This window comes from Streptomyces sp. NPDC048479 (genome assembly GCF_040651435.1).
Classification (GTDB): domain Bacteria; phylum Actinomycetota; class Actinomycetes; order Streptomycetales; family Streptomycetaceae; genus Streptomyces.
Genome location: NZ_JBEZKA010000012.1, coordinates 116,149 through 129,654, shown reverse-complemented (window position 1 = coordinate 129,654; position 13,506 = coordinate 116,149). Strand labels below are relative to the sequence as shown.

General features: G+C 70.2%; 11 protein-coding genes and 1 pseudogene. 1 reads left to right on the top strand and 11 read right to left on the bottom strand.

Features of this window, described 5'->3' with window-relative positions:
• Nucleotides 1–29: 29 nt before the first annotated feature.
• The 9 genes and pseudogenes from AB0D12_RS20275 to AB0D12_RS20235 form a co-directional block, all read right to left on the bottom strand.
• Nucleotides 30–290 (bottom strand): annotated as a pseudogene (locus AB0D12_RS20275) (MFS transporter); the annotation flags it as partial.
• Nucleotides 291–425: 135 nt separating this feature from the next.
• Nucleotides 426–2,522, bottom strand: a complete 2,097-nt coding sequence (locus tag AB0D12_RS20270; protein ID WP_362684672.1) for a glycosyltransferase family 39 protein — start codon at nucleotides 2,520–2,522, stop codon at nucleotides 426–428.
• A 170-nt stretch (nucleotides 2,523–2,692) separates the two neighbouring features.
• On the bottom strand, nucleotides 2,693–4,102 hold the full coding sequence (locus tag AB0D12_RS20265) for a bifunctional glycosyltransferase family 2/GtrA family protein (protein ID WP_362684409.1): 1,410 nt from the start codon (nucleotides 4,100–4,102) through the stop codon (nucleotides 2,693–2,695).
• Nucleotides 4,103–4,127: 25 nt separating this feature from the next.
• Nucleotides 4,128–5,645: a HAMP domain-containing sensor histidine kinase gene (locus AB0D12_RS20260; RefSeq protein ID WP_362684406.1), complete on the bottom strand. Its 1,518-nt coding sequence runs from the start codon at nucleotides 5,643–5,645 to the stop codon at nucleotides 4,128–4,130.
• A gap of 1 nt (nucleotide 5,646) precedes the next feature.
• The gene (locus AB0D12_RS20255) at nucleotides 5,647–6,384 is read right to left on the bottom strand and encodes a response regulator transcription factor (RefSeq protein ID WP_327324650.1); all 738 of its coding nucleotides are present in this window, start codon (nucleotides 6,382–6,384) and stop codon (nucleotides 5,647–5,649) included.
• 66 nt (nucleotides 6,385–6,450) lie between these two features.
• Entirely contained in the window at nucleotides 6,451–7,287 is an 837-nt protein-coding gene (locus tag AB0D12_RS20250; protein ID WP_362684669.1) for an amidohydrolase family protein, read from the bottom strand.
• A gap of 142 nt (nucleotides 7,288–7,429) precedes the next feature.
• Entirely contained in the window at nucleotides 7,430–7,765 is a 336-nt protein-coding gene (locus tag AB0D12_RS20245) for an antibiotic biosynthesis monooxygenase (RefSeq protein WP_362684403.1), read from the bottom strand.
• 121 nt (nucleotides 7,766–7,886) lie between these two features.
• A complete protein-coding gene (locus AB0D12_RS20240; RefSeq protein WP_362684400.1) occupies nucleotides 7,887–8,756 on the bottom strand; it encodes a DUF2797 domain-containing protein in 870 nt (289 codons plus the stop codon).
• 162 nt (nucleotides 8,757–8,918) lie between these two features.
• Nucleotides 8,919–9,326 carry a DUF3291 domain-containing protein gene (locus AB0D12_RS20235; protein ID WP_362684397.1) on the bottom strand — a complete coding sequence of 136 codons (408 nt, stop codon included), beginning with the start codon at nucleotides 9,324–9,326 and terminating at the stop codon, nucleotides 8,919–8,921.
• A gap of 85 nt (nucleotides 9,327–9,411) precedes the next feature.
• On the opposite strand from AB0D12_RS20235, the gene AB0D12_RS20230 reads away from it, so the two are divergent.
• Entirely contained in the window at nucleotides 9,412–10,083 is a 672-nt protein-coding gene (locus tag AB0D12_RS20230; RefSeq protein ID WP_362684394.1) for a MerR family transcriptional regulator, read from the top strand.
• Between the two features lie 434 nt (nucleotides 10,084–10,517).
• Here the strand turns inward: AB0D12_RS20230 and AB0D12_RS20225 are convergent, their stop codons facing one another.
• Nucleotides 10,518–11,450 carry a hypothetical protein gene (locus AB0D12_RS20225; protein WP_362684391.1) on the bottom strand — a complete coding sequence of 311 codons (933 nt, stop codon included), beginning with the start codon at nucleotides 11,448–11,450 and terminating at the stop codon, nucleotides 10,518–10,520.
• A 725-nt stretch (nucleotides 11,451–12,175) separates the two neighbouring features.
• A complete protein-coding gene (locus AB0D12_RS20220; RefSeq protein WP_362684388.1) occupies nucleotides 12,176–13,432 on the bottom strand; it encodes an AMP-binding protein in 1,257 nt (418 codons plus the stop codon).
• Nucleotides 13,433–13,506: the final 74 nt, after the last annotated feature.

Genomic DNA, 13,506 nt, shown 5'->3' with positions numbered 1-13,506 from the left:
GGAACGGGCCGGTCCGCCCGCTCCCGATGCTATGCCGCTGCCTTGGGTGAGTCTGCCCGCTCCGCCCGCCTCAGCAGCATCGCCGCCAGCAGACCACCGGCCGGCACCGCCACCGCGCCGACCAGCTGGCTCGTCTGAAGGCCCGAGGCGAACGCGTCGGAGATGCGGCCACGTTCCGCGGGACCGTCGGCCGCGGCGAGCGCCGCGGGCAGCGAGGCCGCGCCCACCACCGTCGGCACGAGAGCGGTGAAGCGGGAGTTCAGTACGGCGCCCAGAACGGCGACGCCGAGGATGAGCCAGCGCTGCGGGTGGTCCGTGGGGGCCGGGCGGCGCTCGGCAGTCGTTGCCGTCATACATGCTCCTTGTGCGGTGTACGAGTTCGCTTCTCGTACACCGCACAAGGAATCCTCGTACGCCGTATAGGACTATTTCTTGTCCGTCAGGTCGTAGAGGGTCGTGCCGCTCACGGTGACCTTGGTGAAGGTGGACTCGATCCAGGAGGTGATCACGGAGTTGGAGTTGCCACCGGGGCCGCCGCCCATGCCACCGCCGCTGCCGTTGCCGCTCGAGATGAAGTAGTGGATCTTCCCGTCGGCCACGTACTGCTTGAACCGGGCGAGGCTCGGGGACGGGTCGCTTCCGTTGAAGCCGCCGATCGCCATGACCGGCTTCTCGGTGGCGAGCTGGTAGCTGGCGGCGTTCTGGGAGCCGATGGCTGCGGCGGCCCAGGTGTAGTCGTCGGCGTTCCGCTTCAGCTTGGCCTCGACCGCCGAGTTGACGTTCGCGCCCTGGAGGAGGCCACCCATGCCACCGCCTCCGCCGCCGGCGCCGGCGCCGCGTTCACCCTGACCGGGGAAGCCGCCGGGCAGCCGGCCCTGACCCTGACCCTGGCCCTGGCCCTGACCCATCTGACCGCCGGTCGGAGGCTGCCCCATACCGCCGGCGGGACCACCCTGCTGACCCTGGCCCTGGCCCTGCTGCCCCGGCGGCTGCATCCGGCCGCCGGGACCGCCACCGTCACCGCCGCCCCGAGGACCGCCACCGCCGCCGGGACCACCCCGGCCGCCCGCGACCGCCGGCCCCGCCGTCACGATCGAGCCGGCGTGGCCCTCGCTCACTGTGGTGAAGGAGTACGCGAGCGGGCCCGCCAGCGAGACCGCGATCCCCAGTCCGGCCGCACCGAGCGCCAGTCGACGGCCCATCCGGCCCGAAAGCAGCAGCCCCGCGGCCGCCGCCAGACCGCCGATCAGCACCGCCCAGCGCAGCCACGGCAGATAGTCCGTGCTGCGTCCCAGCAGCGTGTACGACCAGTACGCCGTGACCGCGACCGTGCCGCCCAGCGCCGCCGAGCCGAGCAGCTTCGTCCGCTCCTCCCACAGCACCGTGGCGCCCATACCGACCAGCGCGGCAATGTACGGCGCCAGCGCCACCGTGTAGTACTCGTGGAAGATCCCGGCCATGAAGCTGAAGATTCCCGCGGTCATCAGCAGCGAGCTGCCCCAGACCAGGAAGGCCGCGCGCGCCGTGTCCGTGCGCCTGGCGCGCCATGTGACGACGATCCCCGCGACGAGCAGCAGCAGCGCTGCGGGCAGCAGCCAGGAGATCTGGCCGCCGACGCCGGCGCTGAACATCCGGTCGATCCCGGTCTCGCCCCAGCCACCGCCACCACGGCCGCCGGCTCCTCCTCCGCCGCCGCCTCCGACGCTGCCGGTCTCATTGCCGTTGATCCGGCCGAGGCCGTTGTAGCCGAAGGTCAGCTCCAGGAAACTGTTGTTCTGCGAGCCGCCGATGTACGGACGCGACGCCGCCGGCCACAGCTCGACGATCGCCACCCACCAGCCGCCCGCGACGACCATCGCCACCCCTGCCAGGGCGAGTTGGCCGAGCCGCCGCCGTACGGTCGTCGGCGCGCACACCGTGTACACCAGCGCCAGCGGCGGCAGGATCAGGAACGCCTGCAGCGTCTTCGTGAGGAACGCGAAGCCGACCGCGACGCCCGCCCAGACCAGCCACTTCGTCCGCGCGTCCTCCAGCGCGCGCAGCACGCAGTACACGGTCACCGTCATCAGCAGTGCCAGCAGCGCGTCCGGGTTGTTGAAGCGGAACATCAGCGCGGCGATGGGCGTCAGGGCCAGCACCGCGCCCGCGATCAGCCCGGCGGCGGGCGTAAAACGACGGCGTACGGCCCCGTACACCACGCCCACCGTCGCGACGCCCATCAGCACCTCGGGCAGCAGGATCTGCCAGGAACCGAGCCCGAAGATCCGTACGGACAGGGCCATCGGCCACAGCGCCGCAGGAGGCTTGTCGACGGTGATGGAGTTCGCCGCGTCGGACGAGCCGAAGAAGAAGGCCTTCCAGCTCTCGCTGCCCGCCTGCACGGCGGCGGAGTAGAAGGAGTTGGCGTAGCCGGACGCGCTCAGGTTGTAGACGTAGAACAGCGCGGTGGCGAGGAGGATCGCGAGGAAGGCGGGCCGCACCCATGGGGCGTCCTCCTCCCGGCCGCGCCAGATCCGGGCCATGCGCCCGCCAGCCCGGCGGTGCCCGCCGAGTCCCTGCTGGACGGCGCCGGGCGGGAGCGGGGCTGCGTCGGGCGCGGGCCGGGCGGCGTCGGGCGCGCGCCCCACCGCCTGCGGCGAGAGCCCGGGCGGACTGCCCGGTGGCGGGTACGCGTGGCTGTCGTGCGACGTGGTCATCGTGCGTTCCTCTGGTCGTTGTCCTGCGGGACGGCGCGCAGCTGCGTCGTCACGTCCCACGTGCGGTCCGCGGCTTCACCGGCGCGGAAGTCGGTTGTGTCGTACGGGTGTTGGGCCTGGCCGGTCACGGTCCGGGCCGTCGCGGATTCGTCCGCCGCAGGCGCATCGCGCCGGTCCGGGAAGACCCACGCCCGGAAGAGCAGGAACCGCAGCACCGTCGCCGCCAGGTTCGCGGCGATCAGGACCGCGAGTTCGGTGCTGTGGGAGGGGCTTCCGGCGGCCGCGTCCAGGGCCGCCAGCGAGCCGCTGGTCAGCGCGAGCCCGATGCCGAACACGACCAGGCCCTGCGCCTGATGGCGTACCGCGCGGTCCCGGCCGCGTACGCCGAAGGTGAGCCGGCGGTTCGCGGCCGTGTTCGCGACGGCGGAGACCAACAGCGCGCCGGCATTGGCGACTTGAGGTCCCACGCCGGCCCGGAAGAGCGAATACAGCAGCAGATACAGGAGCGTGGAGAGCGCCCCCACCACACAGAAACCGACCAGCTGCCGGGCCAGACCGCCCGGCACTCCGCTGAGCTGCCGGTCCCGCGGGTCGTCGCCGAAGGGCCGCGCCAGCCGGTCGAGCGGCAGCGCGCCGACCGCCAGCGCCCGCCCCACCCGCCACACGCCCTTGAGGTCGTCCGTCGCCGTGCTCACGATGTGCACCGTGGAGTCCGGGTCGTCGACCCAGTCCACCGGCACCTCATGGATACGCAGCCCGGCGCGCTCCGCCAGCACCAGCAGCTCCGTGTCGAAGAACCATCCGGTGTCCTCGACCATCGGCAGCAGCCGCTCGGCGACCTCCCGCCGTATCGCCTTGAATCCGCACTGGGCGTCGGAGAACCGCGCGGCAAGCGACCCGCGCAGAATCAGGTTGTAGGCGCGCGAGATGAACTCCCGCTTCGGGCCGCGCACCACCCGCGACGACCGCGCGAGGCGCGATCCGATCGCCAGGTCCGAGTGCCCCGAGATCAGCGGCGCGACCAGCGGCAGCAGTGCGTTGAGGTCGGTCGACAGATCCACATCCATATAGGCGAGTACGGGGGCGTCGGAGTGCGACCACACGGTGCGCAGCGCGCGCCCCCGCCCCTTCTCCTCCAGCCGGTACGACCGCACCTCGGCGATCGTGTCGTCGAGCCACGCCGCCACCTCGGGCGTGCGGTCGGTGCTCGCGTTGTCGGCGATGGTGATCCGGAAGCCGTACGGGAAGGTCCGCGCAAGGTGGTCGTGCAGTCGCAGCACGCACCGCTCGAGGTCGGCCTCCTCGTTGTAGACCGGGATCACCACATCGAGTACGGGCAGTCCGGCCGCGGCGGCGAGCAGATGCTCCCGGGCCGGCAGAGTCCCCCTTGGGGTGTCGGTTCGCATGGAACGACACTCGGCGGGCGCGCTGTCACATCTGTGTGATGCGCCTGTGCCCCGTCTGTGAGTCGTACACGGCGGGCAGTTCCACCGCGAAGACGGTGTGACCGGGCCGGGACCACACCGTCACGATGCCGCCGTGCGCGGTGACGACGGCCTGCACGATTGCCAGGCCGAGACCGGTGCTTCCGGCGTGCCGGGACCTGGACGCGTCGCCGCGCGCGAACCGTTCGAAGATGTGGGGTTGCAGCTCGGGCGGGATGCCGGGCCCGTCGTCCTCGATCTCCAGCACGACCTTCGGCCCGCCGACACGCACCCGCGCGGTGACAGTGGTGCCGGGTGGCGTGTGGGTACGGGCGTTCGCCAGCAGATTGACCAGCACCTGATGGAGCCGGGCGCCGTCGCCGCGTACGGTCGCGAGTTCGACCGGCAGCTCGAGCAGCCACTTGTGGTCCTGGCCCGCCGCCCGCGCATCGCTGAGCGCGTCCACGACGAGTGGGGAGAGATCAGTGCTCTGGTACGAGAGCGGGCGTCCGGCATCGAGCCGCGCGAGCAGCAGCAGGTCCTCCACCAGGCCCGTCATCCGGGTCGCCTCGGCCTCGATCCGCCCCAGCGCGTGCCGGGTGTCCGCGCCGACCTCCTCCCGTCCGCGCCGGGTCAGCTCGGCGTACCCGCGGATCGACGCCAGCGGCGTACGCAGCTCATGGCTGGCGTCCGCAACGAACTGCCGCACCCGTGTCTCGCTCTCCTGCCGCACCGCGAGCGCCGAACCGACATGCCCCAGCATCCGGTTGAGCGCAGCGCCGACCTGCCCGACCTCGGTCCGAGGATCGGCCTCGGCGGCCGGGACCCGCTCGTGCAGGGCCACCTCACCGCTGTGCAGCGGCAGTTCGGAGACCCGGGTGGCGGTGGCGGCGACCCGCCGGAGCGGCCGCAGCGCGACGCCGACCAGGGTGGCGCCGACGATCCCGGCGGCGATGAGTCCGGCGCCGGTGACACAGACCTCGACCACAACGAGGGTGCCGAGCGCGTCCTGCAGCTCTCGTGCGGGAAGCCCGACGAGGAAGGAACCGCGGCTCCCGGTGATGTACTTGACCCGGTATTCGCCCAGGCCCGCCAGCTCCGTGGTGTGCTCACTGCGGTCGCGCGGTACCTCCGCCAGGCCCTCGGCCTGCGCCACGGTGAGCCGGCTCACCTGCGGCGCGAGACCCTCCGACGCCTGCTCGGTGCTGGCCACGCCCCGGTCGATGCTGCCGTCGTCGGCAATCAGGGCGCCGACGGTGCCCACCGGCATACCGCCGCCGTTGACGAAGCCCAGCGGATCCTTGGACAGCGTATCGATGGGCGACCGCCCGCCGCCCATGTCCGGCGGGCCCGCGGCCCGGATGGCGACGTTGCGCAGCTGTATGTCCAACTGGCCGTACAAATAGGTGCGGTACGCGATTGTCGTGACCGTGCCGATCACCGCCGCCACCACCGCGATCAGCGTCACCGCGGAGACCACGAGCCGGGTCCGCAGTGACCATCTGCGGCCCCTCAAACCGCTCAAGCTACTCACCGGGCTTGATCAGATACCCGGCACCGCGCCTGGTGTGAATCATCGGCGGCCGCCCCGCATCGATCTTCTTCCGCAGATACGAGACATACAGCTCGACCACATTGGCCTGGCCGCCGAAGTCGTAGGACCACACCCGGTCGAGGATCTGCGCCTTGCTCAGCACGCGCCGCGGATTGCGCATCAGAAAGCGCAGCAGCTCGAACTCGGTCGCCGTCAGATGGATGGAGTCCCCGCCGCGGCTGACCTCATGGCTGTCCTCGTCGAGCGTCAGGTCGCCGACCGCCAGCATCGACTCGCTCCGTACGGTCGCCGCGCCCGACCGCCGGATCAGCCCGCGCAGCCTGGCCACGACCTCCTCCAGCGAGAACGGCTTGGTGACATAGTCGTCGCCGCCCGCCGTCAGCCCCGCGATCCGGTCCTCGACCGCGTCCCTGGCGGTCAGAAAGAGCACCGGCACCTCGGGCAGATCGCGGCGCAGCCGCCCCAGCACGGCCAGACCGTCCATGTCCGGCAGCATCACATCCAGGACCACCGCGTCGGGCCGGAAGTCGCGTGCCGTGCGCACCGCGCCCGCGCCGTCACCGGCGCTGCGCACCTCCCACCCTTCGTAGCGCAGGGCCATCGACAGCAGCTCGCTCAGCGCTGTCTCGTCGTCCACGACGAGTACGCGGACGGGGCTGCCGTCCGGCCTGAGCATTTCGGTACGCCCGTGGGGCGAGGTCGCGGTCATGCTCGTACCCTGCGACCCCGCCCTGAGAAGGTCCTTTCCACTTCCTGTGAATTTCCTGAGAATGCGCTAGGAGTGCGGAAGACCGAACAGCCTGGCGCCGTTCTCGTAGCAGACCGCTCGCAGCCAGTCGTCCCCGAGCCCGAGGCCTTCGAGCGCGTGGAGCTGATGGACGTACGGATACGGGATGTTGGGGAAGTCCGTGCCCAGCACGATCCGGTCGCCGAGGTCGGCGAGGCGTGCTCTCTCCCGCTCCGGGAAAGGCGCGAACCGCTCGCTGAAGTCCGTGAAGGCCATCGTCGTGTCCAGTCGCACCTCGCCGTACCGCTCGGCGAGATCCAGGAAGTCCGTGTACTCCGGCATTCCCATGTGCGCGACCACCAGCCGCAGCCGGGGATGCCGCGCGAGCAGCCGGCCCACCGGCTCGGGCCCGGTGTGCTTGCCGGGCGCGGGCCCGGAACCGCAGTGCATCACCACGGGGACCCCGGCCTCGGCGAGCAGCCCCCAGACGGGATCGAGCCGCGCGTCATTGGGGTCGTACGCACCGACTTGGAGATGCGACTTGAAGATCCGCGCGCCGGTCTCGAGCGCCTCTCGTACGTAGCGCTCGACGCCGTCCTCCGGGAAGAGGGTCGCCGTATGCACACAGTCCGGTGTGCGCGCCGCGAACTCCGCCGCCCAGCCGTTGAGCCAGGCGGCCATCCCGGCTTTGTGCGGATAGAGCATCGAGGTGAAGGAGCGCACCCCGAACTCGCGCAGCAGAGCCACCCGTCGCTCTTCCTCGTGCCGATAGGTGATCGGCCACTCCAGGCCGGTCAGCGGCCCGGCGGCGTCGAAGTAGGCCCACACCTTCCTGAGGACCTGCTCCGGCATGAAGTGCGTGTGGACGTCGACGAGGCCGGGCAGCCGGAGCCGCTCCCAGAACGTCCGTACGTCCGCCGTCTCGTTGTCGCTCGAACCCTTGGTCCGGCCCTCGGTCCGGCCCTCGATCCGGCCTTCGTTCGAACCCTCGATCCGGCCGTCAGTCCCGTCAGTCCCGTCAGTCCCGTCAGTTCCGCTCAAAACCGTAACTCCGCTCGACCTTGCCGACATGAACGCTGTAGCTCTCGTACCACTCGGCCCGTCCGCGCTTCTGCGCGGCCTGGTGCTCCAGATTCCGCTGCCAGGTGGCGATGGCTTCCTCGTCCCTGAAGTACCCGACGGTGATCCCGAGCCCGCCGGGTGTCCGCGCCGACTCGTACCCGAGGAACCCGGGGACCTCTTCCACCAGTTTCTCCATGCGCTCGGCGGTCTCGCCGTATCCCTCGAGCCGCTCCGTCTGAACCGAAGTGAAAACCACGGTGCAGTAGGGCGGTTCATGTGCCGCGACAGGTTTGATGCTCATGACACTCACCTTCCGTTCCCGGTCACGGAGGTGTCCAGACTCATTGCTCGAAGGGATCCGTACGGGATCCAACATTTGACCTTCGGGTCGCACGAATCGGCAGAGCCGCCGGAATCAGCCGTCAGAAGAGCCCGTCCTGCACGGCGCCGGGAGCGCCCTTCTCGGTGAGGGGCACCGTCACCCCCGCATCGCACTCGGCTCCCACCAGCGCCCACCCGGTCATCAGCCGCGTATCGACCACGACAAGACCGTCACCCGCCGTCCGCAGATGCAGATCGGGGCCGGCGGCCGCCACCAGCAACCCCGCGACCACCCCGCCGTCCACCAGCTCGCGCACCACCCCGGTCGCGGCCGACAGCCCCTCGAGCCCGAACACCTCGGCGTGATCGACCGCCTCGAAGTCCATCCGCTCCAGCGACTCCGCCCACCCGCCGAGGCCGACCGCGCGCCGGTGCAACTCTTCGATCTCCGCGGCCCGCTCGACCGCGCCCGGCAGCGCGGCCCGTACCGCCCGCTTGTCGGCGTACGGAATCCGGTCAGGCACGCCCAGCGCCGTACGCAGCAGCTCCTCGGTCCGCCGCGCCGCCATCAGCGGCCCTCGCCCCAGCCAGCTGAAGACCACGGCCCCCTGCTCCAGCAGCCGCGCCGCGCCGCGCTCCTCGGCGGTGATCCCTACCTTGACCATGCCAGGACCGAACCAGGCGAGATACACGCGGTACGTCCGCGGGTCGTCGGCGATCGTGTCGGCGGCCACCGAGTGCGCCCGGTCAAGCCGCGCACACTCCGCACACCGCGCCTGCGTCGCCCGCCCGGACACGACGGCCCGCAGGGGGCAGGGATTCCCCCGCGCTCCGACACACCGCCGCTGCCCCTCGGCCTGGAAGCCCAGCTCTTTCCCGGCGGTGAGCGGACTGATCCGGCCGCCCTCCCACTCGAGCACGGGCATCCGCGTCCCGCGGGGCCAGCCGAGCCCCGCACACCGCCACGCCATACACACACCTCCGGCCGAATACGGGGACGCTACCGGAGCGCACTGACAGCGGCCGTGGTTACGTCGGCCGCGACCCGCAATGGGCTGAACACCCGTTCAGTTGTGGCCGGAACTCGCCGCCGCCAAGGCTGGGCGCGGACGGGCCAGGACGAGCACCCGACGTCAGGCTCCGCCGTCGGTCCGCGCCTGTTCCGCGATACGCCGCTTGGCCTCGTCCCAGCCGATGGGCACCTGCTCCACCGGGACTTCCCAGAACGTGAAGGTCGAGCTGCGCATGGTCGCGCGCAGCCCGGTCATGATCCCGCGGTGCGGCTCGGTCCTCGCGTACGCGTAGAGGGCGTCCCGGCTCTCCCACGCGGACAGTGTGAAGAAGACGCGCTTCGTCGGCTGGGCGATGAGGGAAGCACCAAAGGCTCCCGGCGCGGACCGCACCTGCCGCCACGCGGCGAGCGACTTCCAGAAGAAACGCGGCACGTCCCCGAGGGAGCGCACCTCGAAGCGGGAGGCCATGACGAAAGCCTGAGCGCCTGGCGGGGCAGGGTTCGGGGTGACCCAAGGGAGTGTGGGCATGACACTTCTCGCCTTCATGGATAGGCAGTGACACTATCCATATTAGAGAGTGACACTCTCTAATAGCCAGACGAGAGTGGGAACCGTGCGAATTTCCGAGCTGAGCCGCCGCAGCGGGGTGCCGATCACGACGATCAAGCACTACCTCCGGGAGGGACTGCTGCCGCCCGGACGGGCGACAGCCGCGACCCAGGCCGAGTACGAGGAGTCGCACGTACGCCGCCTCCGGCTGATCCGCGCCCTCATCGGAGTACGAGGGTTGTCGGTCAACGCCACCAGGGAGCTGCTGAGTGCGGCGTCCGAGCACGAAGCCGACACCCACCAGGTGCTCGGCCTCGTCCTCGGCGCCCGGCCGGTCACCGAGCCGGAGCCCGAGTCCGAGTCCGCGTCCGCGTCCGCGTCCGAGTCCGAGTCCGAGTCCGACGAGGACGACCGGCCCGGCATCGCCGACGCGGATGCGCTGCTGACGGAAATGGGCTGGCAGGTATCGGAACACGCCCCGGCCAAGAGCGTCATCGCCGAAACCCTGGAGACCTTGCGATCACTCGGCGTCGACTACGACTGGCGGTCCCTTCTCCCCTACGCAACCCTCGCCGAGCGCACCGCCGCCCACGATCTCGATCAACTGGACGACACCACCGACCCCCTGGAACAGGCCGAACGAGCCCTGCTGCTGACCGTGTTGCTGGAGCCGGCACTCCTGGCGCTGCGACGCCTCGCACAGGAGGACGAGTCGGCCAAAAGGTACGGCGGCTGACGAGGGGACCCGCGAGGGCGGTTGCCGTCAGCCGCCACCGTCGGAGCAAAGGCAGCCCGACTCGGAATGTTCCTGAGACGCCAGGCCGACACTGCGGGCGGCATCCGTCGGGTAGAGCGGTCCGCCGGGCCGGAGCAGCTGCTCCGGATGTATGCCCACAACCCTGCTGTCGCTGCGCGCGATCAAGTCGAGGCCGTCGACAAAAAGGTTACGTGTGCGTGGCAGTGCATACAGGTGACCCAGGGCAAGTGCCGATGAGCAACGTGCTGATCCGACTGCGGCTTTGGCGATCGGGCGGCCTGACCCGAAGCGCATGCGGGGACCTACGCGGCATCGGCCCTTCGTGGCATCATGCGCCGATCATACTGTTGGCGGCCGCACGCCCGCCGGGACGGACGGCCGCCGAAGCCTGCCGGGGCCGGGGTCCTGCGACCCTAGTTGGCCAGCCAGTCCGTGAGGGTCACGGGACGGTCGGTGAGCACGCGGAGGTTCCCGCCATCGGCGGCGTCGACATAGACGCCGCTTGTGCCGGCGAAGTCGTCGACGGCGGTGAAGGCGATCCGGTTGCCGTCGGGGGAGAAGACCGGGTTCTGGATGCTGGAGAGGGGCATCGGCCACTGCGGCTCGGTGGCGGCGCCGGTCGCGACCTCCGTGATCCGCAGACCGTGCCCGGTGGAGTGGACGACGCGCTGCCCGTCGGGGGACCAGTCGGCGGGCGTCGACAATGCCTGGTGGTCGGCTGTGACGGCGCGGACCTGGCGGGTGGCCAGGTCCAGGATGTAGACGTCGGAGCCGTACTCCCAGCCGCTGGGCGTCTCGTATGAGGTGGCCTTCAGGAAGGCGATGCTCCGGCCGTCCGGGGAGAACGTGCCGTGGCTGCCGGAGGTGGTGAGCACCTCAGCACCAGTGCCGTCCGTGGCGATCCACTCCAGGCCGCGAGGGCTGTCGTAGACGATCCGCTTACCGCTCGGGGACCAGTCAGGGTGTCCGACGTACGGCGCGGTGGCGTCTTCGGGCTGGACGCCCTCGGCCAGGACGCGCCGGTCACTGCCGTCGGCGTCGGCGATCACCAGGTCGCGGGCGTACATGCAGCCCTCGGCCTGCGGTATGCACGTGTCCCGGCGTTGGATGTACGCCACCCGGGAGCCCTTGGGCGAGAGGACCCCGTCCTGCGCGGCCTGGGCGAACGTGGTGGTGACGGAGCCGGTCGCCGGGTCCAGCGCGACGGTGGCGGGCGACCCCGCAGAGTAGTCCGTGGCGGTGATCCGGCCCGCCTCCACCGTTCCCCCCGCGCTGGCGGTCCCCGCCAGTGACAAGCTCGTCGCAACCGCGAGCCCGACTGTCAACGCAGCGTGTGTGAAGCGCACATGCGCTCCTTCCGTGATTCGTGGACCGGCCGTACCGGCCCTGCTGAAACACAGCGCAAACCGATCAAGAAACGTCACGTCCGGCCACGCCCAATCGGCAAAGGACACGTCGAAGGCCCCGTCCGTCCGGGCGGCGGACGTGGCGGAGTCCCGGGGGCTCACCGAGATCGCCCTGCTCCAGGCCGCGTACAGCGCCGGAGTGTTCACCTCCAGCCTGTATCTGGCGCTGCTGGGGCGGCGGTGGTCACCACCTCGATGACCGGCCCGCTCCTGTCGCTGATCGACCGCCGCGAGGGGGCGGACGCGCCGTCGGCGCCCCGGCAGGGCGAGCAGGTCGCGGCGGGGTGAGTTCCCCTGTCGGGGCAGCGGAGCGGCCGACAGGGGTGCCGTGAAGACCACGTCCTGCGCAAAGTTGCGGGGCGAAGCACGCGGAAGAGTCGAAGGCCGCCGCGGAAGACCGGGAAGAGATCGCGTTGGCCAAGCGGCGGGGGTCATTCACTACCGAGACCACCACCCGGGGATCGATGACGAACGCGGTACTCGCCCTGCGCGATCACTTGCCCGCCGCCCGAGTCACCCTGGTCGTGATCGAAGCGACCTCTGACTACTGGCTTCGCCGGACGGGCCATCCTGGAGGCCCTCATCCGCGGCGAACGCGTCCCCCAGGTCCTCGCGGAGCTGGCCCAACGCAAGCTCCGCAACAACACCCCCGAACTCACCCCGGCCTAAGAACCGCTTCCCAGTGCGTCCTGCCACACCGCGTCGGGCGTCTTGTTCGTCCTCGTGATGCGGCGCAAACGGTCGACCCGGCGGGCGGAGATCGCCTCGGGGTGCTGGCTGTCGACGGTGCCGAGTCGCACGTTGCTCCCCGCCAGCCAGCTCCTGACGACTTCGGGGGCGGCCGCCCCGGTGTATTCGACGGTCATCGAACGCGCCGAGTCTGCCGTGTCGGTGTCGCGGACCAACACGAGCTGGGCATCCACGACGTCCGGGCACTGCCGGGCGGACTCGACGATATCCGCGACGTTGACATAGTTACCGAGAAGGCTGAAGCCATCGTCAGCACGTCCCAGGACCCGAAAAGCGTCGCCGCGTCCGCAGCGGCACTCCGCTGCCTCGATGCGGTCACCGAGGCGGTAACGAACGACGGGCACGGTCCATCCATCGCCGGCCCGGGTCAGCAAGGCACCCGCTTCTTCCAGCTCGAAGATCTCATCCGCGAGCAGATGGAGCGTCGTCTCGTCGCACCCCGGCCGGGTGGACCCCATCGCCCAGGTCTCGACCGAGCCGTAGATGCCCCACAACTGCACGTCGGGAAAGGCCCGTCGAACCAATTCCCGCTTGGACTCCGTCCATGCCTCGCCCATCCAGATGATGGTCTTGACCGGCGGCTTCACGCCGGTCTTGAGCACGGTCTCGGCGAAGTCGGCGAGAACGGACGGAACGCTGGCCAGAGCACTGACGCCGACGTCACGGAGCATCGGAAGCCGGAGTTCGAGCTCCTCGGCCGTCATCGGTCCCGAGGGGATCACCGTGGATTCGGTGCGCTCGGCGAGCTTCTGGACGAAATAGTGGGTGCCCCACATACGGCCCGCGTCGTAAAGGTTGAGCACGACGTCGCCGATGCCCAGCGGGCGCCAGACCGGCAGGAGTCGGTCAAAGGCCATGTGGTGGGGCAGGTAGGTCAGCTTCGGGGTGCCCGTGGTGCCGCCGCTGGAGACGAGCACGCTTCCGTCACGTTCGGCCGCCGCCCGGGTCATCGCCGTTATCTCGGCAGGACCACAGATCTCCAGGTCGGAAAGCTCTTTCGCCCCGTCGGGGACTGCCTTCCCGCCGGACGAGGCGATCATCCGGGCGTGAGCGAGCAGGGTCTCCCGGTCGATGGTTCCGATCATGATTCTCCTGGCACATCGGTGAAGGGAAACAGCCACGTGCGAAATACAATGTCGATTCATTCGAATAATTCGCACATCGTGTGGCACTAGGTCAAATAAATCTTATGCAACCTGCGACGAAGCGGTCCAATAATGATTTTTGATCGGCCGATAACAATTCC

Coding starts and splice junctions, on each gene's coding strand:
- AB0D12_RS20270 (WP_362684672.1), bottom strand. CDS start 2,522: ATGGCCCGGATCTGGCGCGGCCGGGAGGAGGACGCCCCATGGGTGCGG.
- AB0D12_RS20265 (WP_362684409.1), bottom strand. CDS start 4,102: ATGCGAACCGACACCCCAAGGGGGACTCTGCCGGCCCGGGAGCATCTG.
- AB0D12_RS20255 (WP_327324650.1), bottom strand. CDS start 6,384: ATGACCGCGACCTCGCCCCACGGGCGTACCGAAATGCTCAGGCCGGAC.
- AB0D12_RS20245 (WP_362684403.1), bottom strand. CDS start 7,765: ATGAGCATCAAACCTGTCGCGGCACATGAACCGCCCTACTGCACCGTG.
- AB0D12_RS20240 (WP_362684400.1), bottom strand. CDS start 8,756: ATGGCGTGGCGGTGTGCGGGGCTCGGCTGGCCCCGCGGGACGCGGATG.
- AB0D12_RS20235 (WP_362684397.1), bottom strand. CDS start 9,326: ATGCCCACACTCCCTTGGGTCACCCCGAACCCTGCCCCGCCAGGCGCT.